Annotated in this window: 26 protein-coding genes and 1 pseudogene; 14 read left to right on the top strand and 13 right to left on the bottom strand. The window is 72.7% G+C overall.

Annotation, left to right across the window (positions count from 1 at the left end; translation table 11 throughout):
* Positions 1-283: 283 nt before the first annotated feature.
* Positions 284-1,915, top strand: a complete 1,632-nt coding sequence (locus ABZY13_RS29720; RefSeq protein WP_356636166.1) for a phospho-sugar mutase — start codon at positions 284-286, stop codon at positions 1,913-1,915.
* 269 nt (positions 1,916-2,184) lie between these two features.
* Here ABZY13_RS29720 and ABZY13_RS29715 read toward each other — a convergent pair whose 3' ends face one another.
* A complete protein-coding gene (locus tag ABZY13_RS29715; protein ID WP_356636164.1) occupies positions 2,185-2,865 on the bottom strand; it encodes a PH domain-containing protein in 681 nt (226 codons plus the stop codon).
* A gap of 99 nt (positions 2,866-2,964) precedes the next feature.
* Here ABZY13_RS29715 and deoC point away from each other — a divergent pair, with 99 nt between their 5' ends.
* The 3 genes from deoC to ABZY13_RS29700 are packed head-to-tail and all read left to right on the top strand — an operon-like array spanning position 2,965 to position 6,273.
* On the top strand, positions 2,965-3,924 hold the full coding sequence (gene deoC / locus ABZY13_RS29710; protein ID WP_356636162.1) for a deoxyribose-phosphate aldolase: 960 nt from the start codon (positions 2,965-2,967) through the stop codon (positions 3,922-3,924).
* Between the two features lie 5 nt (positions 3,925-3,929).
* Positions 3,930-5,393, top strand: coding sequence for an aldehyde dehydrogenase family protein (locus tag ABZY13_RS29705; RefSeq protein WP_356636160.1), 1,464 nt, complete (start codon positions 3,930-3,932; stop codon positions 5,391-5,393).
* Positions 5,386-6,273, top strand: a complete 888-nt coding sequence (locus ABZY13_RS29700; protein WP_356636158.1) for an aldehyde dehydrogenase family protein — start codon at positions 5,386-5,388, stop codon at positions 6,271-6,273. The genes ABZY13_RS29705 and ABZY13_RS29700 overlap by 8 nt, the downstream gene beginning before the upstream one ends.
* 77 nt (positions 6,274-6,350) lie before the next feature.
* On the opposite strand, the gene ABZY13_RS29695 is transcribed toward ABZY13_RS29700, so the two are convergent.
* Positions 6,351-6,746: a hypothetical protein gene (locus ABZY13_RS29695; protein WP_356636156.1), complete on the bottom strand. Its 396-nt coding sequence runs from the start codon at positions 6,744-6,746 to the stop codon at positions 6,351-6,353.
* Positions 6,747-6,816: 70 nt separating this feature from the next.
* On the opposite strand from ABZY13_RS29695, the gene ABZY13_RS29690 reads away from it, so the two are divergent.
* Positions 6,817-7,539 (top strand): uridine kinase, encoded by a 723-nt coding sequence (locus ABZY13_RS29690; protein WP_356636154.1) that lies wholly within the window; start codon positions 6,817-6,819, stop codon positions 7,537-7,539.
* Between the two features lie 352 nt (positions 7,540-7,891).
* Here the strand turns inward: ABZY13_RS29690 and ABZY13_RS29685 are convergent, their stop codons facing one another.
* Positions 7,892-8,635, bottom strand: coding sequence for a SigE family RNA polymerase sigma factor (locus tag ABZY13_RS29685; protein ID WP_356636152.1), 744 nt, complete (start codon positions 8,633-8,635; stop codon positions 7,892-7,894).
* 247 nt (positions 8,636-8,882) lie between these two features.
* On the opposite strand from ABZY13_RS29685, the gene afsQ1 reads away from it, so the two are divergent.
* From afsQ1 to ABZY13_RS29660, 5 genes are all read left to right on the top strand, one after another.
* On the top strand, positions 8,883-9,560 hold the full coding sequence (gene afsQ1 / locus ABZY13_RS29680; protein ID WP_356636150.1) for a two-component system response regulator AfsQ1: 678 nt from the start codon (positions 8,883-8,885) through the stop codon (positions 9,558-9,560).
* Positions 9,557-11,140, top strand: coding sequence for an ATP-binding protein (locus ABZY13_RS29675; RefSeq protein WP_356636148.1), 1,584 nt, complete (start codon positions 9,557-9,559; stop codon positions 11,138-11,140). Before afsQ1 ends, ABZY13_RS29675 begins: the two co-directional genes overlap by 4 nt.
* Positions 11,137-11,739, top strand: coding sequence for a hypothetical protein (locus ABZY13_RS29670; protein WP_356636146.1), 603 nt, complete (start codon positions 11,137-11,139; stop codon positions 11,737-11,739). Before ABZY13_RS29675 ends, ABZY13_RS29670 begins: the two co-directional genes overlap by 4 nt.
* A 112-nt stretch (positions 11,740-11,851) precedes the next feature.
* A complete protein-coding gene (locus ABZY13_RS29665) occupies positions 11,852-12,433 on the top strand; it encodes a VanZ family protein (RefSeq protein ID WP_356636144.1) in 582 nt (193 codons plus the stop codon).
* A gap of 69 nt (positions 12,434-12,502) precedes the next feature.
* On the top strand, positions 12,503-12,703 hold the full coding sequence (locus tag ABZY13_RS29660) for a PspC domain-containing protein (RefSeq protein WP_356636142.1): 201 nt from the start codon (positions 12,503-12,505) through the stop codon (positions 12,701-12,703).
* A 157-nt stretch (positions 12,704-12,860) separates the two neighbouring features.
* Here ABZY13_RS29660 and ABZY13_RS29655 read toward each other — a convergent pair whose 3' ends face one another.
* Positions 12,861-13,229 (bottom strand): ATP-binding protein, encoded by a 369-nt coding sequence (locus tag ABZY13_RS29655; RefSeq protein WP_356636140.1) that lies wholly within the window; start codon positions 13,227-13,229, stop codon positions 12,861-12,863.
* A gap of 176 nt (positions 13,230-13,405) precedes the next feature.
* Positions 13,406-14,563, bottom strand: a complete 1,158-nt coding sequence (locus ABZY13_RS29650) for an adenosine deaminase (RefSeq protein WP_356636138.1) — start codon at positions 14,561-14,563, stop codon at positions 13,406-13,408.
* A gap of 113 nt (positions 14,564-14,676) precedes the next feature.
* Here ABZY13_RS29650 and ABZY13_RS29645 point away from each other — a divergent pair, with 113 nt between their 5' ends.
* Positions 14,677-15,438 (top strand): alpha/beta hydrolase, encoded by a 762-nt coding sequence (locus ABZY13_RS29645; protein WP_356636136.1) that lies wholly within the window; start codon positions 14,677-14,679, stop codon positions 15,436-15,438.
* Positions 15,439-15,522: 84 nt separating this feature from the next.
* Here the strand turns inward: ABZY13_RS29645 and ABZY13_RS29640 are convergent, their stop codons facing one another.
* On the bottom strand, positions 15,523-16,476 hold the full coding sequence (locus tag ABZY13_RS29640; RefSeq protein WP_356636134.1) for a LysR substrate-binding domain-containing protein: 954 nt from the start codon (positions 16,474-16,476) through the stop codon (positions 15,523-15,525).
* Between the two features lie 63 nt (positions 16,477-16,539).
* Between ABZY13_RS29640 and ABZY13_RS29635 the strand changes: the two genes are divergently transcribed.
* Both ABZY13_RS29635 and ABZY13_RS29630 read left to right on the top strand, forming a co-directional pair.
* Positions 16,540-17,886 (top strand): MFS transporter, encoded by a 1,347-nt coding sequence (locus tag ABZY13_RS29635; protein ID WP_356636132.1) that lies wholly within the window; start codon positions 16,540-16,542, stop codon positions 17,884-17,886.
* Positions 17,887-18,027: 141 nt separating this feature from the next.
* Complete coding sequence (locus tag ABZY13_RS29630) at positions 18,028-19,032, top strand: sigma-70 family RNA polymerase sigma factor (RefSeq protein ID WP_356636130.1); 1,005 nt, start codon at positions 18,028-18,030, stop codon at positions 19,030-19,032.
* On the opposite strand, the gene ABZY13_RS29625 is transcribed toward ABZY13_RS29630, so the two are convergent.
* Complete coding sequence (locus ABZY13_RS29625) at positions 18,925-19,269, bottom strand: STAS domain-containing protein (RefSeq protein ID WP_356636128.1); 345 nt, start codon at positions 19,267-19,269, stop codon at positions 18,925-18,927. The two genes, ABZY13_RS29630 and ABZY13_RS29625, sit on opposite strands and share 108 nt — an antisense overlap.
* A 289-nt stretch (positions 19,270-19,558) precedes the next feature.
* On the opposite strand from ABZY13_RS29625, the gene ABZY13_RS29620 reads away from it, so the two are divergent.
* Positions 19,559-20,479: an AEC family transporter gene (locus ABZY13_RS29620; protein WP_356636126.1), complete on the top strand. Its 921-nt coding sequence runs from the start codon at positions 19,559-19,561 to the stop codon at positions 20,477-20,479.
* 11 nt (positions 20,480-20,490) lie between these two features.
* Here ABZY13_RS29620 and ABZY13_RS29615 read toward each other — a convergent pair.
* The 6 genes and pseudogenes from ABZY13_RS29615 to ABZY13_RS29590 all read right to left on the bottom strand — a co-directional run.
* A pseudogene (locus ABZY13_RS29615) lies at positions 20,491-20,574 on the bottom strand (Uma2 family endonuclease); the annotation flags it as partial.
* Positions 20,575-20,685: 111 nt separating this feature from the next.
* Positions 20,686-21,969: a thymidine phosphorylase gene (locus tag ABZY13_RS29610; protein WP_356636124.1), complete on the bottom strand. Its 1,284-nt coding sequence runs from the start codon at positions 21,967-21,969 to the stop codon at positions 20,686-20,688.
* A 70-nt stretch (positions 21,970-22,039) separates the two neighbouring features.
* Positions 22,040-22,441 (bottom strand): cytidine deaminase, encoded by a 402-nt coding sequence (locus ABZY13_RS29605; RefSeq protein WP_356636122.1) that lies wholly within the window; start codon positions 22,439-22,441, stop codon positions 22,040-22,042.
* Complete coding sequence (locus ABZY13_RS29600) at positions 22,438-23,715, bottom strand: ABC transporter permease (protein WP_356636120.1); 1,278 nt, start codon at positions 23,713-23,715, stop codon at positions 22,438-22,440. Before ABZY13_RS29600 ends, ABZY13_RS29605 begins: the two co-directional genes overlap by 4 nt.
* Positions 23,712-24,836, bottom strand: coding sequence for an ABC transporter permease (locus ABZY13_RS29595; protein ID WP_356636118.1), 1,125 nt, complete (start codon positions 24,834-24,836; stop codon positions 23,712-23,714). The genes ABZY13_RS29600 and ABZY13_RS29595 overlap by 4 nt, the downstream gene beginning before the upstream one ends.
* Complete coding sequence (locus tag ABZY13_RS29590; protein ID WP_356636170.1) at positions 24,836-26,440, bottom strand: ABC transporter ATP-binding protein; 1,605 nt, start codon at positions 26,438-26,440, stop codon at positions 24,836-24,838. Before ABZY13_RS29590 ends, ABZY13_RS29595 begins: the two co-directional genes overlap by 1 nt.
* Positions 26,441-26,598 lie beyond the last annotated feature (158 nt).

Below are 26,598 nucleotides of genomic sequence, written 5' to 3'. Positions count from 1 at the left end.
CAGCGGTTGGCGCGTCAACACGGGTACCTCTTGCAACAGACCGATTCCGCGCCGTTCCGAGGACGGACACCCCCGGCCCGGCCCCGACGAGGCACTCGGCGACAGCGCCACCGCAACCGAGAACCCACCCCGACAGGCCGCCGCAGGCAGGAACCCGCAACCGGGAACCCACCCCGACAGACCACCGCAGCCAGGAACCGCAACCGAGAACCCACCGCAGCCAGGAACCGCAACCCACCCACCACCCACAACCCCCCACCCACCCGAGAGGCTGGACCAAGACGTGCAAGAAGACCTCACCGCACGGGCCCAGGCATGGCTGGCCGAGGACCCCGACCCGGAGACCCGCGAGGAACTGACCCGTCTCATCGAGACGGACGACGAACCGGAGCTGGCGTCCCGCTTCAGCGGCACCCTCCAGTTCGGCACGGCCGGCCTGCGCGGCGAACTGGGCGCGGGCCCGATGCGCATGAACCGCGCCGTGGTGATCCGCGCGGCGGCGGGCCTGGCGTCGTACCTGAAGAAGCACGGCGCCGCCGACGGCCTGGTCGTGATCGGCTACGACGCCCGCCACAAGTCGGCGCAGTTCGCGAGGGACACGGCGTCGGTGATGACGGGCGCGGGCCTGCGGGCGGCGGTCCTGCCCCGCCCGCTCCCGACCCCGGTGCTGGCGTTCGCGATAAGGCACCTGGGCGCGGTTGCGGGCGTGGAGGTGACGGCGAGTCACAACCCGCCGAGGGACAACGGCTACAAGGTCTACCTGGGCGACGGCTCCCAGATCGTCCCCCCGGCGGACACGGAGATCGCGGCAGAGATCGAAGGAACGACAACCCTCACCACGGTCCCCCGCCCCGAGACGGGCTGGGAGACCCTGGACGACACGGTCCTCCAGGCCTACCTGGAGCGCACGGACGCGGTCCTGTCCCCCGGCTCCCCCCGCACCGCGCGCACGGTCTACACGGCGATGCACGGCGTCGGCAGGGACGTCCTCCTCGCGGCGTTCGCCCGCGCCGGCTTCCCGCCCCCCGACCTGGTGGCCGAGCAGGCGGACCCGGACCCGGACTTCCCGACGGTGGCGTTCCCCAACCCGGAGGAGCCGGGCGCGATGGACCTGGCGTTCGCCAGGGCGCGGGAGACGGACCCGGACCTGGTCATCGCCAACGACCCGGACGCGGACCGCTGCGCGGTCGCGGTGAGGGACGGCGGCGACTGGCGCATGCTGCGCGGCGACGAGGTGGGCGCGCTGCTGGCCGCCCACCTGGTGGCGCGGGGCGTGACGGGCACGTTCGCGGAGTCGATCGTCTCCTCCTCCCTCCTCGGCCGTATCGCGGAGAAGGCGCACCTCCGCCACGAGGAGACCCTGACCGGCTTCAAGTGGATCGCGAGGGTGGAGAACCTCCGCTACGGCTACGAGGAGGCCCTCGGCTACTGCGTGGACCCGGAGGGCGTCCGCGACAAGGACGGCATCACGGCGGCGCTCCTGATCACGGAACTGGCGTCGGTCCTCAAGTCGCAGAACCGCACGCTCCTGGACCTGCTGGACGACCTGGCGCTGGAGCACGGCCTGCACGCGACGGACCAGCTGTCGGTCCGGGTGGAGGACCTGTCGGTCATCGCCACGGCGATGCGCACCCTCCGCGAGCACCCGCCGACCCGGCTGGCGGGCCTGCCCGTCACCCTCGCCGAGGACCTGACGCGGGGGGCGGGGACACTGCCGCCCACGGACGGCCTGCGCTACACGCTGGACGGCGCGAGGGTGATCGTCCGCCCGAGCGGCACGGAGCCGAAGCTGAAGTGCTACCTGGAGGCAGTGGTCCCGGTCCCGTCGAGGGAGGCGCTCCCGGAGGCCCGGAAGAGGGCGACCCAGCTCCTGACGGCACTCAAGCAGGACCTGTCGGCGGCAGCGGGCCTCTGACGCCACCCGCGTCCCGCCCCGCAACAGCGGCCCTCACACCCGCACCCCGGCCCGAAGCAGCCGGCCACCCTCGCCCCATCCCCCTGGCGCCGGCCCCCACCCGGCGCCAGGCCCCTGCAGCACCCGAGGGCGCGGGGACCCGCGCACGGCGGAGCGACGCCGGGGCTCGGCACCCCCGGCGAGCCATCACGCCCTCCAGGGGCGCGAGGAACCGCGCACGGCCGAGCACCACCGGAACTCGACGACCCCGGCGCCCCAGCCGCCACCGGTCACCCCATCAACAGCACAACCGCCAGCATCACAGCCCCCACCCCCGCCGGCACCAGCACCTCATAGGCCCACCGCACCCTGACCTCGCCCTGCGCGGTCGCCGCCTTCTCCCGCGCCTCCAGCGTCTGACGAAGGTCATGGATGATCTGGTCGCTCTCCGACCGGACGGGCCCATCGGCCTCCGGCCCGACCGCTCCGACGCCCCCGCCGAACACGTCGAAGCCGCCCCGCCGCCGCCCCGCGTCGCCGGCCAGGCGCCGCTCCTCCCGCCGAGCCGCCCGCTTGCGCGCCCGCAGCGACACCGGAATGGCCCACAGCTGGTACTTCACGCCCGCCTTGTCGACGACCTCGTTGGAGTAACCGGACCGCACCGAGACCACCTCGCCCCACGGCAGCAGGATCACCCGGAAGGGATTGCGCACCTTCAGCCGGTCCTCCCCGGCGAACACCGCGGGCCGCAGGGTGAAGGCGACCACCAGCGGCACCCCGAGCAGCAGCACCGCGACCGACAGCAGCGGCGTCCGCCCCTCCCCCCGCACGATCGCGTCGACGCCCAGCCAGCCGCCGAGGCCGAGCAGCAGGGCGCCGCCGACGAGACCCATGGGCGACCGGTAGATCCGGTCCCGGGTCGTGGGGGCCGGGGGCCGCTGCGCTGGGGAATTGTGGTCGGGGCTCGTCATGCCCCCGATTCTGCCCGACGCCCCCGCCCGCGGAGCGGAGCGCCCCCGGTCCGAGGGCTGTACAGCCGCTACGCGCGTAGATATGCTCGTCTGGTGACCATGCCCACTCATACACCCTCCGCGCACCCCCTCGCGGACGTGGCGGCCAACGAGAGCACGCTGCGCCGCTTCCTCCACGGGCTGCCCGGCGTCGACGCGGTCGGCCTGGAGGCGCGCGCCGCCTCGCTCGGCACCCGTTCCATCAAGACCACCGCGAAGGCGTACGCCATCGACCTCGCCATCTCGATGGTCGACCTGACGACGCTGGAAGGCGCGGACACCCCGGGCAAGGTCCGGGCGCTCGGCGCCAAGGCGGTCCGCCCCGACCCGACGGACCGTACGACGCCCGCGACGGCGGCCGTCTGCGTCTACCCCGACATGGTGCCGTACGCGAAGGAGGCCGTCGCCGGCTCCGACGTCAAGGTCGCCTCCGTCGCCACCGCCTTCCCGGCCGGCCGCGCCCCGCTCGCCGTGAAGCTGGCGGACGTCCGCGAGGCCGTCGCCGCCGGCGCCGACGAGATCGACATGGTCATCGACCGCGGCGCCTTCCTCGCGGGCCGGTACCTGAAGGTGTACGACGAGATCGCCGCCGTGAAGGAGGCCTGCGGCGACTTCGCCCGCTTGAAGGTCATCTTCGAGACGGGCGAGCTGTCGACGTACGACAACATCCGCCGGGCGAGCTGGCTCGGCATGCTCGCCGGGGCGGACTTCATCAAGACGTCCACCGGCAAGGTCGCCGTCAACGCGACCCCGGCGAACACCCTGCTCATGCTGGAGGCGGTGCGCGACTTCCGCGCCCAGACCGGCGTCCAGGTCGGTGTGAAGCCGGCCGGCGGCATCCGGACCACCAAGGACGCGATCAAGTTCCTGGTCCTGGTCAACGAGACGGCGGGCGAGGACTGGCTGGACAACCACTGGTTCCGGTTCGGCGCGTCCAGCCTGCTCAACGACCTGCTGATGCAGCGCCAGAAGCTGGCCACCGGCCGCTACTCCGGCCCCGACTACGTGACGGTGGACTGATCACCATGGCATCCGCATTCGAGTACGCACCCGCCCCGGAGTCCCGCGCGGTCGTCGACATCGCGCCCTCGTACGGGCTGTTCATCGACGGCGAGTTCGTCGAGGCCGCCGACGGCAAGGTCTTCAAGACGGTCTCCCCGGCCACCGAGGAGGTGCTCTCCGAGGTCGCCCAGGCGGGCGCCGAGGACGTGGACCGCGCGGTGAAGGCCGCCCGCAAGGCGTTCGAGAAGTGGTCGGCGCTGCCCGGCTCCGAGCGCGCCAAGTACCTCTTCCGCATCGCCCGGATCATCCAGGAGCGCAGCCGCGAGCTGGCCGTCCTGGAGACCCTGGACAACGGCAAGCCGATCCGGGAGACCCGCGACACCGACCTGCCGCTGGTCGCCGCGCACTTCTTCTACTACGCGGGCTGGGCGGACAAGCTGGAGCACGCAGGGTTCGGCCGGGGGACGACGCATGGGCACAGCGGCGCGGCCCCGCGCCCCCTCGGCGTCGCCGGCCAGGTCATCCCCTGGAACTTCCCGCTGCTGATGCTGGCCTGGAAGATCGCCCCGGCCCTGGCGACCGGCAACACGGTCGTCCTCAAGCCCGCCGAGACGACCCCGCTGTCCGCCCTGTTCTTCGCGGACGTCTGCCGCCAGGCGGGCCTGCCCCGGGGCGTCGTCAACATCCTTCCCGGCTACGGCGACGCGGGCGCCGCGCTGGTCGCCCACCCGGACGTGAACAAGGTCGCCTTCACCGGCTCCACCGCGGTTGGCAAGGAGATCGCGCGGACGGTCGCGGGCACCCGCAAGAAGCTCACCCTGGAGCTGGGCGGCAAGGGCGCCAACATCGTCTTCGACGACGCCCCCATCGACCAGGCCGTCGAGGGCATCGTCAACGGCATCTTCTTCAACCAGGGCCAGGTCTGCTGCGCGGGCTCCCGCCTCCTGGTCCAGGAGTCGGTCCAGGACGAACTGCTGCACTCCCTCAAGCGCCGGCTGTCCACCCTGCGCCTGGGCGACCCGCTGGACAAGAACACGGACATCGGCGCGATCAACTCCGCCGAGCAGCTCTCGCGGATCACGTCACTGGTGGAGCGCGGCGAGGCGGAGGGCGCCGAGCGCTGGTCGCCCGCCTGCGAACTGCCGGAGAACGGCTACTGGTTCGCCCCGACGCTGTTCACGGGCGTCACCCAGGCGCACACGATCGCCCGTGACGAGATCTTCGGCCCGGTCCTGTCGGTCCTCACCTTCCGCACGCCGGACGAGGCCGTGGCCAAGGCCAACAACACCCCGTACGGCCTGTCGGCGGGCATCTGGACGGAGAAGGGCTCGCGCATCCTCGCGGTCGCGAACAAGCTCCGCGCCGGCGTCGTCTGGTCCAACACGTTCAACAAGTTCGACCCGACCTCGCCGTTCGGCGGCTACAAGGAGTCGGGCTTCGGCCGCGAGGGCGGCCGCCACGGCCTGGAGGCGTACCTCGATGTCTGACCGTTTGAGCGTCTTCAAGACCTACAAGCTGTACGTCGGCGGGAAGTTCCCGCGTTCCGAGAGCGGCCGGGTGTACGAGGTGACCGACGCAAAGGGCAAGTGGCTGGCGAACGCGCCCCTCTCCTCCCGCAAGGACGCCCGTGACGCGGTGGTCGCCGCCCGCAAGGCGTTCGGCGGCTGGTCCGGGGCGACGGCGTACAACCGCGGCCAGGTCCTCTACCGCGTCGCGGAGATGCTGGAGGGCCGCCGGGGGCAGTTCGTGCACGAGGTCGCCGACGCGGAGGGCCTGTCGAAGTCGAAGGCCGCCGAGCAGGTGGAGGCGGCCGTCGACCGCTGGGTCTGGTACGCGGGCTGGACCGACAAGATCGCCCAGGTGGTCGGCGGCGGCAACCCGGTCGCGGGTCCGTTCTTCAACCTCTCCTCGCCGGAGCCGACGGGCGTGGTCGCCGTCCTGGCCCCGCAGGAGTCGTCGTTCCTCGGCCTGGTCTCGGTGCTGGCCCCGGTGATCGCGACCGGCAACACGGCGGTCGTGGTGGCGAGCGAGCGGGCCCCGCTCCCGGCGCTGTCCCTCGGCGAGGTTCTCGCCACCTCCGACGTCCCCGGCGGGGTCGTCAACGTCCTGTCCGGGCGTACGGCGGAGATCGCGGCGCCGCTCGCCGCCCACCAGGACGTCAACGCCATCGACCTCGCGGGCGCCGACGAGACGCTGGCGAAGGAACTGGAGATCGCCGCGGCGGACAACCTCAAGCGCGTTCTGCGTCCACAGCCTGTGGACGACTGGGCGGCGACCCCGGGCACCGACCGCATGACGGCGTTCCTGGAGACCAAGACCGTCTGGCACCCGACGGGCTCCCTGGGCGCGTCCGGCTCCGCCTACTGACGGCCGGGTCCACCGGGCGCCGCACCCCGCGGGCCGCGCTTCCCCTCCGTCCGGGGGAGCCGCGGCCCGCGCCGCCGTCACCCCCGGCCCGGCGTCAGCAGCCGCGCCGCCTCCCCCACCACGGGAATCGCCCCCACCGACGGAGCCTGCGCCACCGGCCGGGTCACGTCCTGGGACGACACCGGCCGGAAGTCGGCGACCTGGGTGCCGACGCCGTTGTCCAGCGGGTCCACGCCCGTGCCGGCCAGCGGGTTGGGCTTGAGGCCGACCACCGGGGCGACTGCGTGGCCGAGCGGGCCGGTCTGGGGCTCCGGCCCGCTCTGGGCGTCGAGGTCGCCCAGGGGCGCGGGCTGGGCGTCGGGCGAGGCCGCCGAGGCCGTCGTCGCGCCCGCCCCCAGGGCCACGCCGACGGTCGCGAGGACGACCAGGGCGCGCTGGACGATCGGCTTCTTGGAGAACGGGGTTCGGGCCATCTCTGCCACCTTCTGCTGTGCTTGTCGTACTGCGCCGGGTAACCGGTCAGACACGAAGGGTAATTGAGGTGTGACTCCCGCATCAAAGCCGACCCGCAGGGTCGTTCGAGGGCCGTTCCATGCCGCACACTGGTGTCCCGTGAGTTCCCAACCACCGATGACCGCCCGCGTCGTGCTGCTGTGCGGTCCGTCCGGCTCCGGCAAGTCCCTCCTGTCGGCCCGCTCCGGCCTCCCGGTCCTGCGGCTCGACGACTTCTACAAGGAGGGCGACGACCCGACGCTGCCCCTGGTGGAGGGGAGCCCGGACATCGACTGGGACCACCCCGGTTCGTGGGACGCGGACGAGGCCGTCGCCGCGATCGAACGACTGTGCCGAACGGGTCGTACTCCCGTTCCCGTCTACGACCTCTCCCGCAGCGCCCGCACCGGCGAGGACACCGTCGACATCGGCCGCACCCCGCTGTTCATCGCGGAGGGCATCTTCGCCGCCGAGATCGTCGCCCGCTGCCGGGAACTGGGCGTGCTGGCCGACGCGCTGTGCCTGAGCCGGGGGCCGGTGCGCACCTTCCGCCGCCGCTTCGTGCGGGACCTGCGCGAGGGCCGCAAGTCGGTGCCGTTCCTGCTGCGCCGCGGCTGGCGCCTGATGCGGGCCGAGCGCTCGATCGTCGCCCACCAGACCGCGCTGGGCGCGTACGCCTGCGACCGGGACGAGGCGATGGGCCGGCTGGCCGCCGCCGCGGCGGGCCGCCGCGCGAGCGCGCGCACGCCCGTCCGGTCGCCGGTCCAGTCGTAGCCGGGCAGGCGCGCACGCGACCCGCCCAGGTTCGATCCGGGTGGGTGGTCCGCGCACGTGGGTTCCGCACACATGGTCCGCACACGAAAGCGGGACCGGAAGGACCCCCCGGCCCTCCAGCCCCGCTTCGCGGTGCTCCCCCCGTTTTCCCCCGTTACCCCCGTGTTCCCCCGTTGGGTATCGGGTCCCCCGTATCCCCCGTGGTCCCGTCCCCCGTGCTTCCCCCGTGATCCCCCCGGGACCCCTTGCGTCAGGCACCCCCGAAGAGGTTCCTGTCATGCAGACCCCCGGCCCCGGCCCGTGATACACCCCGGGCCGAAGAAATTTCCGGGAGTCCGCCCCCCACCGACCTTCAGGCGACCAGTTCGCCGAAGGCGTGCTGCTCGTCACGGCCGAAGCTGAGGACCTCGTCCTCGCGCAGCCGGCGGAGCGACCGCCAGATGCTGGACTTCACCGTGCCGACACTGATGTCGAGGATGTCCGCGATCTCCGGGTCGGTGCGGCCCTCGTAGTAGCGCAGGACCAGCATCGTGCGCTGGAGTTCGGGCAGCCGGGCCAGCGCCTGCCACAGGACCGCGCGCAGCTCGGTGCCGCGCATCGCGTCCGTGTCGCCGGCCGTCTCCGGCAGCTCCTCGGTCGGGTACTCGTTGAGCTTGCGCCGCCGCCAGGCGCTGATGTGCAGGTTCGTCATGGTGCGGCGGAGGTATCCGCCGACCGCGGCCTTGTCGCTGATCCGGTCCCAGGCCCGGTACGTCGAGAACAGCGCGCTCTGCAGCAGGTCCTCGGCCTCGAAGCGGTCGCCGGTGAGGTGGTAGGCGGTGGCGTACAGGGAGGCGCGGCGCTCCCGGACGTAGGCGGTGAACTCCGCCTCCGTCAGGGAGCGCCGCTCCCCCTGGTCCTCCCCGTACGCGGCTCCCCCGTGAGCCTCCCCCGCCAGACCGTCAACCACCGTCATGTAGACGGTGTGCTGACGCCCGGTGCCGCGAGCGCACCCCCGCCCGCTCACTGCACCGGACTTCTCCGATCCCCGCTGCGTGTGCACGTCGTGCAGACGCGTGACCACTGCGCTGGTGCTGTTGCCGTGCAGCGTGTTCATCTCGCGCCCCCCGTCGTGGACTTGCCGGTGTCCGGCCTGCTTGTCGTTCCTTGCCCGGGCCCTGCTTCCCGGCCCGTGCACAGAACTCTGCCGCCGCCACTTCATGGCCGTGTCCGCCGACTGTCACAGACCTGTCACAGCGGCCGGGCGCCGGGAAGAGCCGCCGGTTCGTCACGGAGGAGAGCGGTACGGCTACGCAGTCGCCCGAGTGTCGAAACGCGACCCCGCCATGGGCCAGAATGAGCCCGTGCCTTCCCTGTTGCTGATCGAGGACGACGACGCCATCCGCACGGCCCTGGAGCTCTCACTGACGCGCCAGGGACACCGCGTGGCGACCGCTGCCAGCGGAGAGGACGGTCTGCAGTTGCTGCGCGAGCAGCGGCCGGATCTGATCGTGCTGGATGTGATGCTGCCCGGCATCGACGGTTTCGAGGTGTGCCGCCGCATCCGGCGCACCGACCAGCTGCCGATCATCCTGCTGACCGCGCGCAGCGACGACATCGACGTCGTGGTCGGCCTGGAGTCCGGGGCGGACGACTACGTCGTCAAACCGGTGCAGGGCCGGGTGCTGGACGCCCGGATCCGGGCCGTGCTGCGGCGCGGCGAGCGGGAGGCGAACGACGCCGCGACCTTCGGCGGCCTGGTCATCGACCGGGCCGCGATGACGGTGACGAAGAACGGCGAGGACCTCCAGCTGACCCCGACCGAGCTGCGGCTGCTGCTGGAGCTGAGCCGGCGGCCCGGTCAGGCGCTGTCCCGGCAGCAGTTGCTGCGGCTGGTGTGGGAGCACGACTACCTCGGCGACTCGCGGCTGGTGGACGCCTGCGTACAGCGGCTGCGCGCCAAGGTCGAGGACGTTCCGTCGTCCCCGACACTGATCCGCACCGTGCGGGGCGTGGGCTACCGGCTGGATCCGCCTCAGTGACGAACGGGCAAGGGGGACTCCGCGGCTGGGCCGCGGCGCGCAAGGGGTTCTGGTCACGGCTGCGCTTCACCAGCCTGCGGCTGCGTCTGGTCGTCGTGTTCGGCCTGGTGGCGCTGACCGCCGCGGTCTCCGCGTCGGGGATCGCGTACTGGCTCAACCGCGAGGCCGTGCTGACACGCACCCAGGACGCGGTGCTGCGCGACTTCGAGCAGGAGATGCAGAACCGCGCCGGCACGCTGCCCGAGCATCCGGGGCAGGACGAACTCCAGCGCACGGCGAGCCAGATGGCCGACAGCGGCGGGCGCTTCAGCGTGCTGCTCGTGGCCAGGGACGCCGACGGCAGGACGGTGTACGGCAGTTCGGGCGGGCTCGGCGGCTTCGCGCTGACGGACGTGCCCGAGTCGCTGCGCAGGGCGGTGAACAGGGAGCAGTCGCTCACCAAGGGCAACTCCTCGCCGTACCACCTGTACTGGCAGCGCAAGGTCGACGACGGGACCCCCTATCTGGTGGCGGGGACGCGGGTGATCGGAGGCGGGCCGACCGGTTACATGCTCAAGTCGCTGGAGCCGGAGGCCAAGGACCTCAACTCGCTGGCCTGGTCGCTGGGGATCGCCACCGCGCTCGCGCTGATCGGCTCGGCGCTGCTCGCGCAGGCCGCCGCGACGACCGTGCTCAAGCCCGTGCACCGGCTGGGGATAGCGGCGCGGCGGCTCGGGGAGGGACGGCTGGACACCCGGCTGAGGGTGTCGGGCACCGACGAACTGGCCGATCTGTCACGGACGTTCAACCGTGCCGCGGAGGCGCTGGAGAAGCGGGTGGCGGACATGGCCGCGCGCGAGGACGCCTCGCGCCGGTTCGTCGCGGACATGAGCCACGAACTGCGCACGCCGCTCACCGCCATCACCGCCGTCACCGAGGTGCTGGAGGAGGAACTGGACTCCGAGGCGGGCGGCATCGACCCGATGATCGAGCCCGCGGTACGGCTGGTGGTGAGCGAGACCCGGCGGCTGAACGACCTGGTCGAGAACCTGATGGAGGTCACCCGCTTCGACGCGGGCACCGCCCGGCTGGTGCTGGACGACGTCGACGTGGTCGACCAGATCACCGCCTGCATCGACGCGCGCGCCTGGCTGGACGCCGTGGACCTCGACGCCGAGCGCGGCATCCACGCCCGGCTGGACCCGCGCCGGCTCGACGTGATCATGGCCAACCTGATCGGCAACGCGCTCAAGCACGGCGGTTCCCCGGTGCGGGTGTCGGTGCGGGAGGAGGGGCAGGAGGTCGTCATCGCGGTGCGCGACCACGGTCCGGGCATCCCGGAGGACGTCCTGCCGCACGTGTTCGACCGGTTCTACAAGGCGAGCGCCTCCCGGCCGCGCTCCGAGGGCAGCGGGCTCGGCCTGTCCATCGCCCTGGAGAACGCGCACATCCACGGCGGCGCCATCACGGCCGCCAATTCCCCCGAGGGCGGGGCGGTGTTCACGCTGCGGCTGCCGCAGGACGGCTCGGACCTCGCGCGGGCGGACTCCGACGGCGCCGCGGACGAGGGGGAGAACGGCGAGCGGGGGGACGCCCGATGAACGTACGCCGTCTGCTCGCGCTGCCGCTGCTGGCCGGGGTGCTGGCCGGCTGCGGGATCCGGCCGACCGAGGTGCCGACGGACTTCGGGCCGGCGCCCTCGCGGGTGCACTGCTCCCTCACCGGGGCGGACGTCGCCACCCAGTCGTCGCGCGGGATGCCGGTGCAGGTGTTCCTGCTGTGCGGCGCGTCGCTGGTGACCGTCGACCGGGTGCTGCGCGTGCCCGAGGGCGAGGAGGACTCCGAGCGGCGGGTGCTGGTGGCGCAGGGGCTGCTGGACGAGCTGGCGAGGACGCCCTCGGCCGCCGAGAAGCAGGCCGGGTACTCCACAGTGGTGCCCGGCGGCACGACGGTGACCGGGCCGCGCCCCCGGGACCCCGAGGACACCCTGCGGCTGAGCACCGCGCCGGGCGACCTCACCCCGTACGCCCTCGCGCAGGTCGTCTGCACCTTCTCCGACTCGGCCGCGGCCGAGGGCGACGGCTCGGTCATCCTGGGCGGTCCGGGCGACGCCCGGCCGAACCGCTACGAGTGCACGGACGCCGTCCGCTCCCGGCCGGGCAGCGCGGCGCCGCCGTCGTCGGAGGCCCGGGCCGGCTGAGGGGCCGCCGGGGCGGGCGTGACGGTCTGCCGGGGCGGGTGTGGCGCAGGACTCAGGAAGGCAGCGGGCCCGGTCCGGAACCGATCGTGCCGGGCGCCGCGTCTTGGGGGGCGTGCAGCGTGAAGGCTCCGTGGGCGGCAACACCGCGATCCGCATACGGGCGACGGGGGGTGTCCTCCTCGTCGCGCACCTCGCGTTCGTCGCCTGGCTCACGCTGCGTCCGCTGGATGTGCCGTGGGTCGTGCCCGCCAACCTCCGGCCCTTCGCCGGCATCCGAGCGGATCTGGCGCTGGGCTGGCCCGAGGCGGCCCGGCGCATCGGCGCGGGGCTCGCGCTGCTGGCGCCGCTCGGTGTGCTGCTCCCGCTGGCGGGCGGCAAGGTGGCCGTCTCGCCGCTCGGGTCGCTGGCCCGCACGGTCGCCGCGGGAGCGCTGCTCTCGTTGGGCATCGAACTGCTCCAGACGGATGTGCCCGGGCAGGTCCTGGACGTCGACTCGCTGCTGCTGAACACGGCGGGCGTGGCGCTCGCCCATCTCGCGCTGGTGCCGGCCGCGCGACGCCGGCTGCGTCGCCGGGCGGAGGCGCGACGGCCCGCGGAGCCCGAGCGGCAGGACACGGCTCAGGGTCGCACCCCGACGATTCCCAGGGTCGGGATCGCCCCTTGGAGTGATGCTTTGCCCCCTTCGTCTCCGTAACGTGGACGGTGACGAGGCAGCCACCCGGGCGCCTCGGACGGACGCCGTACAGGCACGAAGGAGCCGCACATGTCCCGCCTTGCCCGCCCCACGAACGGCCGGATGATCGGCGGAGTGTGCGCAGCGCTGGCAGGGCGCTTCGGCACCTCCGCGACCACGATGCGGGTGATCTTCCTGCTCTCCTGCCTGCTGCCGGGTCCGCAGGTACTGCTGTACATAGCCCTGTGGATCCTGCTGCCCTCGGAGGGGAAGACGCGCACGGCCTGGTGACCGTCGCACGGGGGATGCGCGGACCGTCGCCGCGGCGGATGCGCGCATCGTCCCGCGAGGCACGCGCGGGCCGTCGTGCCGCGCACGCGCCGATGGGGCGCACCCCTCGTGCCGGCGAGGGGTGCGCCCCATCGGTGTGAGGTGCGGGGTGCGGGCGTCAGAGGGTCATGCCGTTCACCGGCAGGCCCTGCGTGGGCAGACCCTGCACCGGCAGCCCGTTCGTGGGCAGGCCGCCGAGGAGACCGCCGGGCGCGCCGGCGGCCCCGCCGGCGAGCAGCCGCTCGGCGGCCGGCTCGGCGGCGTTCAGCCCGGTGGTGACCGCTCCCTCACCCTTGGCCAGCGCCCGGTCGGCGCCCTGCACCGGCTGGCTCAGGTTCTCGGTCGGCAGCTGGGACACGGCGCCGAGGGCCGGGCCGACGGGGACCGCGGGCAGGGCGGGAGTGGCGTGGGCGGCACCGGCACCGGCGGCGGCGAAGGCGGCGCCGAGAGCGGCGACGCCGAGGGTCTTGGCAGCAGACTGCTTCATGATGAATTGCGTCCTTGACTGACTCGAACGGTATGACGGGGAAAGCGGGACAGCGGGGATGGCGGGGACAATTCCATGAACGTAAACACGCGGACGCCCCTGCCGCAAACACCGAAATGCGGACGCCCTGTGAACACGCACCCCGCTCCCCGTTCCCGGTCAACCGGCGGTCACCGCTACGAGGACACAGAACCCCTGGTGGAGGCGGTCTGCTGGAACAGCCATTCGGATTTCAGCTCGGCATAACCGGGCTTGATGACATCGTTGATCATGGCCAGTCGTTCATCGAAAGGAATGAATGCTGACTTCATAGCATTGACGGAGAACCATTGCATGTCGTCGAGCGTGTAACCGAATGCCTCGACAAGGTGCTCGAATTCCCGGCTCATGCTGGTGCCGGACATCAGCCGGTTGTCGGTGTTGACCGTGGCCCGGAAGTGCAGCCGGCGCAGCAGCCCGATCGGGTGCTCGGCGTAGGAGCCGGCGGCGCCCGTCTGGAGGTTGGAGCTGGGGCACAGCTCCAGCGGGATGCGCTTGTCGCGGACGTAGCTCGCGAGCCGGCCGAGCCGCACGGTGCCGTCCTCGGCGACCTCGATGTCGTCGATGATGCGCACCCCGTGCCCGAGCCGGTCGGCGCCGCACCACTGGAGGGCCTGCCAGATGGACGGCAGCCCGAAGGCCTCGCCGGCGTGGATGGTGAAGTGGTTGTTCTCCCGCTTGAGGTACTCGAAGGCGTCGAGGTGCCGGGTGGGCGGGTAGCCGGCCTCGGCGCCCGCGATGTCGAAGCCGACGACACCGAGGTCCCGGTGGCGGTTGGCGAGTTCGGCGATCTCCAGGGCGCGGGCCGCGTGCCGCATGGCGGTCAGCAGCGCGCCGACGCGGATGCGGTGCCCGGCTTCACGGGCGTTGCGCTCGCCCTGCCGGAAGCCCTCGTTGACGGCTTCGACGACCTCCTCCAGGGTCAGCCCGCCCTCGAGGTGCTGCTCGGGGGCGTAGCGCACCTCGGCGTAGACGACGCCGTCCGCGGCGAGGTCCTCGGCGCACTCGGCGGCGACCCGGACGAGCGCCTCGCGGGTCTGCATGACGCCGACGGTGTGCGAGAAGGTTTCCAGGTACCGCTCCAGGGAGCCGGAGTCGGCGGCCTCGCGGAACCAGACGCCGAGCTTCTCCGGGTCGGTCTCGGGGAGGCGGGGGTAGCCCGCGGCGCGGGCGAGGTCGACGACCGTGGCGGGGCGCAGCCCGCCGTCGAGATGGTCGTGCAGCAGAACCTTGGGCGCCCGGCGGATCTGGTCCGGGCTCGGGGTGTTCCCCGTCCGCTCAGTCTGGCTCGTCATTTCCGCACTCTAACTCCTACGCGCGTAGATCGCCCGCTGTACGAAACGGCCGATACGTAACGGTGACCGTGCGGAAGGGTGGCGTACACCGGTGCTTCTGACACTGTTCTGTCATGGCACAGCAAGCGACGCCGGTCCGCACGGCCCGGCTGGGGAGGGCGCTCGGCCCGGAGCCGACGGCGGTCAGCGGGGTGGTGCTGCTGCTCCCGGCCGGCGACGAGGTCTCCGCCCGCAGGCCCTCCCCGCTGCTCGGGACGTCGCATGTACGGCAGTTGGGCCGCCGGTTGGTACGCGCGGCACGCGACGAGGGACTCGCGGCGCACCTCGTCCACTACCGCTACCGCGGCTGGAACGGCAGCGAGGCGCATCTGGCGCACGACGCCCGCTGGGCCGCCGACGAGGCGGTACGGCGCTACGGCGACGTGCCCGTGTGCCTCGCCGGCTACGACATGGGCGGCCGGGCGGCACTGCGCGCGGGCGGCCACGACGCCGTCAACTCCGTCCTGGCGCTCGCCCCTTGGCTGCCGGAGGACGACATGGCGGCGCCGCCCGAGCCGGTGAAGCAGCTCGCCGGGCGGCAGGTGCTGATCGTGCACGGCACCAACGACGAGCGCACGGACCCGGAGCTGTCGTTCCGGCTGGCGGCCCGCGCGAAGAAGGCGAACCGGAACGTGTGCCGGTTCGAAGTGCACTCGGACCGGCACGGGTTGCACCAGCACCGGGACGAAGTGCTGGCGCTGGCGGAGGACTTCGTGATGGGCGCGCTGTTCGGGCGGGCGTTCTCCCGGCCCGTGGAGGACGCGCTGGCCGCGCCGCCGCCGCTGGGGCTGCGGATGCCGCTCGCTTCCGGGTTCGGGAAGTCGCTGCGCCGGTAGCCCGTCCGCGGTGGGCCCATCCGGCGGCAGCCCGTCCGCGGTGGGCCCGCCCGGCGGCACCCCGTCCGCGGTGGCCCGTCCGCCTCACGTCGCCAGCAGGGCGCCCTTCCTGGACAGCAGGAACCGTTTGAAGGCGGCCACCGGCGGCGTGTCCGGGTGGCCCGCCAGCCAGGCCACGCCGATCTCCCGGGCCGCCCTGGGGGCCGTGACCGTCAGCTCCACCACCCCCGGCCGGGGTACCGCCGGCGGCGGCAGCAGGGCCACGCCCAGGCCCGCGGCCACCAGGCCCCGCAGGGTCTCCGCCTCCTCGCCCTCGAAGGCGACCCGCGGCTTGAATCCGGCCTCCTTGCACAGGTCGTCGGTGATGCGGCGCAGCCCGTAGCCGGGCTCCAGGGTCACGAAGGCCTCGTCGGCGGCCTCGGCCAGGCGCACCCGGCGGCGGCCGGCCAGCCGGTGGTCGGCCGGCACGACCAGGCGCAGCTTCTGCTCGTCGAGGCGGCGGGCGACGAGGTCGGGCGCGTCCGGGACGGGCGAGGTCAGACAGAGGTCGAGGTCGCCCGCGCGCAGCCGCTCCAGCATCGCCTCGCCGTAGTTCTGGACCAGGCTGAAGCGGACCCGCGGATGGTCGGCGCGGAAGGCGTGGATCAGACCGGGCACGGTCTCGGCGCCCATGGTGTGCAGGAACCCGAAGGCGACCTTGCCGGTGGCCGGGTCGGCGTCGGCGCGCACCTCCTCGGCGGCCCGTTCGATCTCGGCGAGGGCGCGTTCGACGGAGGCGAGGAACGTGCGCCCGGCGGTGGTGAGGGCGACGGTCCGGCCGCGGCGGGCGAACAGGTCGACGCCGAGGTCCTGTTCGAGGCGGACCATCGCACGGGACAGCGTCGACTGCGGGACGTTCATCTCCTGCGCGGCGCGGGTGACGTGCTCGGTGCGGGCGACGCCGGCGAAGTGGGCCAGACGCGGGGCGAGCAGCCGGACGATGTCTTCTGTGTCACTGGACGGTGACAGGCTCGCCCGTGACCTCTGCTGATGCACCATGGGAATGATTATGCCGATTCCGTGCATTGGACGGATCAGGCGTGACGTCCGTAGCTTCGAGGCATGTCTCCCGCCAGTACCGGGGCGTCCACCGTGGTGGGCGCCTTTTCCCTCCGTTCCCCTGCCGACGCCACCCGTCCCACGGCGGATCCCTGCCGTGCCACGGCCGCTCCCGCGGGTCCCGCGGCCGGCTCCCCCGCGTCCCGCGCCGATTCCCGGATGGCCCCGGGCGGCCCCGGTTACCGCCGGATGAGCCTCGCCCTCTTCCTCGCGGGCGTGGCCACCTTCGCCCTGCTGTACTCCACCCAGGCGCTGCTGCCGCTGATCTCCGCCGACCTGGCCGTGACGGCGGGCGCGGCGAGCTGGACGGTGGCGGCGGCGACCGGAGGGCTGGCGCTGTTCGTGCTCCCGATGAGCGCGCTCTCGGAACGGTTCGGCCGGCGCACGGTCATGACCTGGTCCCTGGCGGTCGCGGTGGCCGTGGCACTGGTGGTGCCGTTCGCGCCGTCGCTGACGGCGCTGGTGGCCCTGCGGGCGGTGCAGGGGGCGGCGCTGGCGGGGCTGCCCGCGTCGGCGACGGCGTACCTGGCGGAGGAGGTCCGGCCGAAGGTGCTGGTCACCGCGATCGGCCTGTTCGTCGCGGGCAACAGCGTGGGCGGGATGAGCGGCCGGGTCGTCACCGGCTGGGTGGCGCAGGAGTTCGGCTGGCGGGTCGCCCTCGGGGTGCTGGGCGTGATCGCCGTGGGCTGCGCGGTCGCGTTCCGGCTGCTGCTGCCGGCCCCCCGGCACTTCGTGCGCGGCTCGCTGCGGCCCCGGGTGGTGATCGGCACGGTCCGCGACCACCTGGCCAACCCGCTGCTGCGCCGGCTGTTCGCGATCGGCGCGCTGTTCATGACCGTCTTCGGCGGCGTGTACACGGTGATCGGCTACCGGCTGACGCAGGAGCCGTTCGGGCTGCCGCAGGGCGTGGCCGGCTCGGTCTTCCTGGTCTACCTGGTCGGCACGGTGTCCGCGTCGACGGCCGGGCGGCTGGTGGGCCGGCTGGGCCGCCGGGGCTCGCTGTACCTGGCCGGGGGCACGACGACGGTGGGGCTGCTGCTGTCGCTGGGCGACTCGTTGGCGTCGGTGCTGCTGGGGCTGGTGCTCATCACGGCGGGGTTCTTCGCGGGGCACGCGGTGGCCTCCTCGGCGGTCGGCGGAACGGCGTCGCACGGGCGCGCGCAGGCCTCCGCGCTCTACCAGTCGGCGTACTACGTCGGGTCCAGCGCGGGCAGCACGGTCGGCGCGATGGCGTTCCACGCGGGCGGCTGGGCCGGGACGGTGGGCGTCGGGCTGCTGGCGGTCGCCGGGGTCGTGGGCATCACGGTCCTGGGGTCGCGGGCGGCGCGACGGGCGGCGCGCCCGGCCTGACTCACCCGTGGGCATCATCACCGGCAGGTCAGTGACCTGCCGGTTCTCCCACTCCGGGGGCCATTGTCAGTGGGCTGCGGTAGCTTCCGAAGTGCTGACGCAACGGCGCATCACAGGAATGGCCACAGGGGTGGGTGGACGATGAGCAACACCGCGACCACGACGGAACTCGACGAGGCACTGGAGAAGTACCGGGTCGAGCTGACCGGGTACTGCTACCGCATGCTCGGTTCCGCCTTCGAGGCGGAGGACGCGGTCCAGGACACCCTGGTCCGCGCCTGGCGCAGCTACGACAAGTTCGAGGGCCGCTCCAGTCTGCGCTCGTGGCTGTACCGGATCGCGACGAACGTCTGCCTGGACCTGCTGAACGCGGGCAACAAGCGCGCCCGGCCGATGGATCTGACCGAGTCGACCCCGCTCGCGCAGGCGGCCCTGTCGCCGCGCCCGGACCACACCTGGCTGGAGCCGATGCCCGACACCCGCGTCCTGCCGTCCGTCGCCGACCCCGCGGAGGCGGCGGTCGCCAAGGAGTCGGTACGGCTCGCGTTCATGGCGGCGCTCCAGCAGCTGCCGCCCAAGCAGCGGGCGGTGCTGATCCTGCGGGAGGTGCTGGCGTGGAAGGCGAACGAGGTGGCCGAACTGCTCGGCACCTCGGTCGCCTCCGTCAACAGCGCCCTGCAGCGGGCCCGGGCGACGCTCGCGGAGCAGAAGGACAAGGGCGCCGACGCGGTGGTCTCGGGCTCGCTCGACGAGGAGCACCAGAAGCTGCTGGAGCGCTATGTCGCCGCCTTCGAGGGCTACGACATGACGGCGCTGACGGCGCTGCTGCACGAGGACGCCATCATGACGATGCCGCCGTTCGACCTGTGGCTGACCGGCCCGGCGGACATCACCGGCTTCATGACGACGATGGGCGCCTCCTGCGCCGGTTCCCGGCTGGTGCCCGTGCAGGTCAACGGCCTGCCCGGGTTCGCGCACTACAAGCCGGACCCGGAGTCGGACGGCTTCGTCCCGTGGGCGATCCAGGCGCTGGAGATCTCAGACGGCCGGATCACCGGGTTCCACAACTTCCTCGACACGCAGCGCTGGTTCCCGCTGTTCGGCCTGCCCCTCCGTCTCGAAGCTGAGGCCGACCAGGTCGAGTAGCGCGCGCAGCGCCGGGTCGGGGCCGCGCAGCCGGATCCGCCCGCCGGCCTGCCGTGCGGTCAGCTGGAGCCGCGCCAGCAGGTCCACGGCGGCCAGGCCCGGCGGCCCGAGCCCGCCGACGTCGCAGACCACGACCGGCGCCCCGGTGGCGCCGAGCAGGGACCGCACCTCGTCGCAGAGCCCCGTCACCTCGTCCCGGGTGACGGGGCCGGCGAGCACGATCTCGGCAGGGGTCATGGCGTCCACGGTGCGGTAGACCGTGCCGGACGGCGGAACTCATCGGCGTCGGGCGGCCCAGGAAGCCAGAGCGGTCACGAGGATCAGGGGGCCAGAGGGCTAGAGGATCAGAGGACCAGAGGACCAGAAGGCCAGAGGATCAGGGGGCCAGGGGGGGGCCGGGGGGGCCGGGGGGGCCGTCGAGGATCACATTGACCCGCGGCCCTCCCGGCCCGGAGGGTGGGTGCATGCCCCACCGATCTTGGCCGCCCGCACCGTCCGACGCCGCCCGAGCCGACGCGGAGACGCCGTGCAGGGGGTGCTGAGCGGGTACGCGGTGATCGCCGTCGTGATCGCCGTGGGCTACGCCATCGGGCGGCGCGGCCACCTCGGGGAGCAGGGCAGCGAGGTCCTGACCCGGCTGGCGTTCCATGTGGCGTCGCCGTGCCTGCTCTTCACGACGCTGGCGGGCGCCGACCTGTCGGTGGTCTTCTCGAGCCGGCTGCTGGTCACCGCGCTGAGCATGGCGGCGGTGGCGTCCGTCTTCGTCGCCGTGGGCGTCGTACGGCACTGGGGCGTGGGCCGCACCACGATCGGCGCCCTGTGCGCCGGTTACGTCAACTCCGGCAACCTCGGCATCCCGATAGCCGTGTACGTCCTGGGCGACGCCTCGCTCGTCGCCCCGGTGCTGCTGTTCCAGCTCGTCGGGATCACCCCGATCGCCCTCACCGTCCTCGACCTGACGTCGGACGGCCCGCGACGCCCGCTGTGGCAGCGGCTGCTGACCCCGCTGCGCAACCCGATAGCGGTGGGCTCGCTCACCGGCGTGGCGGCGTCCGCGACGGGCCTGGAGATGCCGGGCCCCCTGATGGACCCGCTGACCCTGATCGGCAACATGTCGGTCCCCGCGGTGCTGCTGGCCTTCGGCATCACCCTGCGCGGCAGCAGCCTCCCGCTGCGCGGCGCGGAACGGGCCCCGGTCCTGCTCGCCGTGGCCCTCAAGTCCTTCGCCCAGCCCCTGGTGGCCTGGGCCCTGGCATCGGCGGTCTTCGGCCTGCGCGGCGCGGCCCTGCTCGACGTGGTGGTGACGTCGGCCCTCCCGGCGGCGCAGAACCTGTTCACGTACGCGAGCAGCTACCGCGTCGGCGAGGTCCTGGCCCGCGAGGCGATCCTGCTGTCGACGGTGCTGGCGGTGCCGGTGCTGGTCGTGGTGGCGGCGGTGCTGGGGTGAGGTCGGCCGACGGGGAATTCGCCGGTGTCGATGACGAGGTCGAAGGGGGCCGGGAGGACGAGGGGTTCGCCGAACGCGACGGTGCTCAGGGGGCGGGACGTCGCGGGAGCAGGTGACACGGTTCGGTGCGTCGCCGGTTCCCGGCATGCCGAACGGGACCGACGGAGGTCCGCCGGTCCCGTTCACCCGTACGAGGAAACCGCAGGTCAGGCGATACGTTCCAGCACCACCGGGGACGGCGTCCACGCCGTCCCCTCGGGCGCCACGTCGTAGGAGCCCTCGACCGCCTCCAGGGCGTACGCGAACCGCTCGGGCGTGTCCGTGTGCAGGGTCAGCAGGGGCTGGCCCGCGCGGACCGTGTCGCCGGGCTTGGCGTGCAGTTCGACGCCCGCGGCGGCCTGCACCGGGTCCTCCTTGCGGGCGCGGCCGGCGCCGAGGCGCCAGGCGGCGATGCCGATGCCGTAGGCGTCCAGGCGGGTGAGGACGCCGGAGGCGCCGGCCGTGACGACGTGCTGCTCGCGCGACGTCGGCAGCGGGGCGTCCGGGTCGCCGCCCTGGGCCGCGATCATCCGGCGCCACACGTCCATCGCGGAGCCGTCGGCCAGGGCCTTCGCCGGGTCGGCGTCCTTGATCCCGGCCGCGTCGAGCATCTCGCGGGCGAGCGCGAGGGTCAGTTCCACGACGTCGGCGGGGCCGCCGCCCGCGAGGACCTCCACCGACTCGCGGACCTCCAGGGCGTTGCCCGCGGTGAGGCCGAGCGGGGTCGACATGTCGGTCAGGAGCGCGACCGTCCTGACGCCGTGGTCCGTGCCCAGGCCGACCATGGTGGAGGCCAGCTCACGGGCGTCCTCGATGGTCTTCATGAACGCGCCGGTGCCGACCTTCACGTCCAGGACCAGGGAGCCCGTACCCTCCGCGATCTTCTTGGACATGATGGAGGAGGCGATCAGGGGGATGGCCTCGACCGTGCCGGTGACGTCGCGCAGGGCGTAGAGCTTCTTGTCGGCGGGGGCGAGGCCGTCGCCCGCCGCGCAGATCACGGCGCCGACGCCGTCGAGGACGCTCAGCATCTCCTCGTTGGAGAGCAGGGCCCGCCACCCGGGGATGGACTCCAGCTTGTCCAGCGTGCCGCCGGTGTGGCCGAGGCCCCGGCCCGAGAGCTGGGGGACGGCCGCGCCGCAGGCGGCGACGAGGGGGGCGAGCGGCAGGGTGATCTTGTCGCCGACGCCTCCGGTGGAGTGCTTGTCGGCGGTCGGGCGGGACAGCGCCGAGAAGTCCATGCGCTCGCCCGAGGCGATCATCGCGGCCGTCCAGCGGGCGATCTCCCGCCGGTTCATGCCGTTGAGCAGGATCGCCATGGCGAGCGACGACATCTGCTCGTCGGCGACCTCGCCGCGGGTGTACGCGTCGATCACCCAGTCGATCTGCTCGTCGCCGAGTTCGCCGCGGTCCCGCTTGGTGCGGATGACGGAGATGGCGTCCATGGCCATGACTTTCCTTCCGACGTTCTGGAGAAAGTGCGCGGCCCCTCCGAGGCGGTTCGGAGGGGCCGCACGGGAGTTACCCGGCGAGATGGTCCGGGCCGAAGGCCTGGGGCAGCATCCGCGAGAGCGGCAGGATTCCCGCCGGGGTCTCCAGCAGCAGGTCCGGTCCGCCGAACTCGTACAGCAGCTGCCGGCACCGGCCGCACGGGACGAGGATCTCGCCGCGGCCGTCCACGCAGGTGAAGTGCGTCAGCCGGCCGCCCCCGGTGCGCTGCAGCTCGGAGACCAGCCCGCACTCGGCGCACAGCCCGAGGCCGTAGGAGGCGTTCTCGACGTTGCAGCCGGAGACGGTGCGGCCGTCGTCGACCAGGGCCGCGACCCCGACCGGGTATCCGGAGTACGGCGCGTAGGCGTGGGACATCGCCTCGCGCGCCAGCGCGCGCAGCGCCTCCCAGTCGACGCCGGCCGCCGCCGTCACTTGCCCTGCCCCTTCCGGTACGGCAGTCCGTCCGCCTTGGGCATCCGCAGCCGCTGCGCCGACAGGGCCAGCACGACCAGCGTGATGACGTACGGCGTGGCGGAGACGACCTGGTTGGGGACCTCGTTGGTGCCGGCGTACCAGGCGAAGACCAGGGCGCCGACGACCAGGGTGATCACCGCGTGGACGAACTTCTTGCGCACCGCCAGCCAGATGGCGCCGATGACCAGCAGGAGCGCGCCGAGCAGCAGCAGGGCGTGGACGTTCTCGGAGCCGCCGCGCAGGTTGAGGCTGTCGGTGTAGCCGAACAGGCCGGCGCCCAGGGCGAGGCCGCCCGGCATCCAGTTGCCGAAGATCATCGCCGCGAGGCCGATGAAGCCGCGGCCGCTGACCTGGCCCTCCAGATAGAACGGGTTGGCCACGATGGACAGGAAGACGCCGCCGAGGCCGGCCAGACCACCGGAGATGATCACGGCCAGGTACTTGTACTTGTAGACGTTGACGCCGAGCGACTCGGCCGCGACCGGGTTCTCGCCGCAGGAGCGCAGCCGCAGACCGAACGCGGTGCGCCACAGGATCCACCAGGAGGCGGGGACCAGCGCGACGGCGATCAGGGTCAGCCAGGACACGTTGGTGACCAGGCCGCCGAGCAGGCCGGCGATGTCCGAGACGAAGAACCAGCCCTTGGCGTTGAGGTCCCGCAGCCCGTCGGAGAGCCCGGGCACGGTGAAGTGGCCGAGGGACTCCACCGCCGGGGACTGCTTGGCGGAGCCGCCCTGGTGGCCCTCGAAGGCGAGGGGCGCGAGGTAGCGGGTGGCGCCGAGGGCGAGGATGTTGATCGCCACGCCGGAGACGATGTGGTTGACGTTGAAGGTGACGGTGACGAAGGCGTGCAGCAGGCCGCCGATCGCGCCGCCGAGGATGCCGACGAGGACGCCGGTCCACGGGCCCCACTGGAATCCGGCCCAGGCGCCGAACCAGGTGCCGAGGATCATCATGCCCTCGAGGCCGATGTTGACGACGCCCGCCCGCTCGGCCCACAGGCCGCCGAGGCCGGCGAGGCCGATGGGCACCGCGAGCTGGAGGGCCGTGGACATCTGGCTGACGTTGGTGATGCCGTCCGCGCCGGTGATGATGCGCACCAGCGAGGTCAGCGCCAGGGCGCCGGCGATCACCAGGAGCAGCACCGGCAGCGACATCCGGCGGCCGGTCGGGGCCGCGGGCTGCAGCGTGGGCTGGTTGACGTCGAGCGCCGAGGTCTGCGAGGCGGTCATCGGCCAGCCACCTCCTTCTTGGTGTTGTCGGTGGCGCCGAGGACGTTCCCGGCGGCCAGCTCGGCGCCCACCCGGCGCTGCTGGCGGCGCAGGCCCCACTCGCGGACGGCCTCGTAGGAGACGACCACGGACAGGACGATCAGGCCCTGCATGATGACCGCGATCTCCTTGTCGTAGTCGTGGAAGTCCAGCTCGGGCGAGGCCTTGTCGAGCCAGGCCCACAGCAGGGCGGCGAAGGCGATGCCGGTGGGGTTGTTCCGGCCGAGCAGGGCGATGCCGATGCCGAGGAAGCCGATGCCGGTGGGGAAGTTGAGGTTGTAGGTGTGGCTGGCGCCGAGCAGGATCGGCAGGCCCGCGAGTCCGGCGACGCCGCCGGAGATCAGCATGGCGGTGAGCACCATGCGCTTGGGGTCGACGCCGCTGGCGGTGGCGGCGGTCTCGGAGGCGCCGGAGGCGCGCAGGTCGAAGCCGAAGCGGGTGCGGTTGAGGACGACCCAGTAGCCGACGCCGAGCAGGGCGGCGAGGACGACCAGGCCGTAGATCTCGCCGGCCGCGCCCATGTCGATGCCGGGCACCCAGCCGGACTCGTGCATCTCGCCGGTGGTGTTGTTGTTGCCGACCTTGACGCCGAAGACGTCCGGCAGCCACAGGTAGGCGATCACCGAGGTGGCGATGGCGTTGAGCATGATCGTGGCGACGACCTCGCTGACGCCGCGGGTGATCTTCAGGACGCCCGCGACGCCGGACCAGAAGGCGCCGGTGAGGACGGCGGTCAGCAGCAGCAGGGGGATCTGCACGACCGCGGGCAGGTCCATGCGGGCGCCGACGATCGCGGCCATCATGGCGGCGAGCTGGTACTGGCCGTCGACGCCGATGTTGAACAGGTTCATCCGGAAGCCGATGGCCACCGCGAGCGCCGCGATGTAGTACATCGACGCCTGGTTGACGATGCGCACCTGGACGTCGGAGAAGCCGGCCTGCTCGAACATGATCGTGAACGGCTCGACCGGGTTCTTGCCCGAGGCGAGCAGCACGATCGCGCTGAGCAGGAAGGCCACGGCGAGCGCGATGACCGGCCCGGCCAGGGCGAGGAGTACGCGCTCCTTGTCGAACTTCTTCATCAGCGGGCCTCGTCTTCCGCGTCCGCGCCGCCGGACGGCGGTTCTTCGTGTTCGAGGTGGCCGGTGGCGGCGCCGGTCATGGCGGTGCCCAGCTCCTCGGGGGTGATGGACGCCGGGTCGGCGTCGGCGACCAGCCTGCCGTTGTAGATCACGCGCAGCGTGTCGGACAGGCCGATCAGCTCGTCCAGGTCGGCGGAGATCAGCAGCACGGCCAGGCCCTCGCGGCGGGCCTCCCGGATGTGGTCCCAGATGGCCGCCTGGGCGCCGACGTCCACACCGCGGGTGGGGTGGGCGGCGATCAGGAAGCGCGGCTTGTGGCTCATCTCCCGGCCGACGATCAGCTTCTGCTGGTTGCCGCCGGAGAGCGAGGCGGCGGTGACGTCGATCCCGGGGGTGCGGACGTCGTACGTCTCGACGATCCGGCGGGTGTCCTCCTGGGCGGCCTTCGGGTCCAGCCAGATGCCCTTGGCGTTGGGCTTCTCGGTGACATGGCCGAGGATGCGGTTCTCCCAGAGGGGGGCCTCCAGCAGCAGGCCGTGGCGGTGGCGGTCCTCGGGGATGTAGCCGATGCCCTGCTCACGGCGCTTGCGGGTGGCCCAGGCGGTGATCTCCTCGCCGGCCAGCCGGATGGTGCCGGAGTCGGCGTGGCGCAGGCCGATGAGGGCGTCGACCAGCTCGGTCTGGCCGTTGCCCTCGACGCCGGCGATGCCCAGGACCTCGCCCGCGTGGATGGTGAAGCTGATGTCGTCCAGCAGGGCCTTGCCGCCGGGGGCCGCCAGGCGCAGCTTGTCGACGGTGATGACGGGGCGGTCGGTGACCGTCGACTCCGCCGTCTCCGGCGTCGGCAGCTCGCTGCCCACCATCATCTCGGCCAGCCTGCGCGGCGTCGTCTCGGCGGGGACGGCCGTGCCGACGGTCGTGCCGCGCCGGATGACGGTGATGTCGTCGGCGACGGAGAGGACCTCGCCCAGCTTGTGGGAGATGAAGATGACCGACAGGCCCTCGGACTTCAGCTCGCGCAGGTTGTCGAAGAGCGCGTCGACCTCCTGCGGCACCAGGACGGCCGTCGGCTCGTCGAGGATCAGGATGCGGGCGCCGCGGTAGAGGACCTTGAGGATCTCCACGCGCTGGCGGGCGGCGACGCCGAGCTCCTCGACCAGCAGGTCGGGGCGGACGTCGAGGCCGTAGCGGTCGGAGATCTCCTCGATCCTCCGGCGGGCCTTGGCGCCGATGCCGTACAGCTTCTCGCTGCCGAGCACCACGTTCTCGAGCACCGTGAGGTTGTCGGCGAGCATGAAGTGCTGGTGGACCATGCCGATGCCGCGGGCGATGGCGTCGGCCGGGGAGGAGAAGGCGACCTGCTCGCCGTCGACGGCGATGGTGCCCTCGTCCGGCTTCTGCATGCCGTAGAGGATCTTCATCAGCGTCGACTTGCCGGCGCCGTTCTCGCCGACGAGGGCGTGGACGGTGCCCTTGCGGACGCTGAGGTGGATGTCGTGGTTGGCCACGACGCCCGGGAAACGCTTGGTGATCCCGGCGAGTTCGACGGCGGTCTGCTGACCGTTGACCGCCGCTCCGGCCGGAGGGCTGCTGGACGCGTTGATGGCGCACTCTCCTGGGGACGGGGGTCGTCTACGCGCGTAGCGCCCCTACGGCATTCAAAGGGGCCGGCGCACCCCCGACGACGGGGTACGGGGAGCGGCCTCCCCGTACCCCGCCCGGCGACGCAACCCCGCGGTTACACGCTGCTCGAGGTACTGCT

The organism is Streptomyces sp. NPDC006610 (assembly GCF_040611575.1).
Taxonomy (GTDB): Bacteria; Actinomycetota; Actinomycetes; order Streptomycetales; family Streptomycetaceae; genus Streptomyces.
This window is presented reverse-complemented; position numbering and strand designations above follow the sequence as displayed.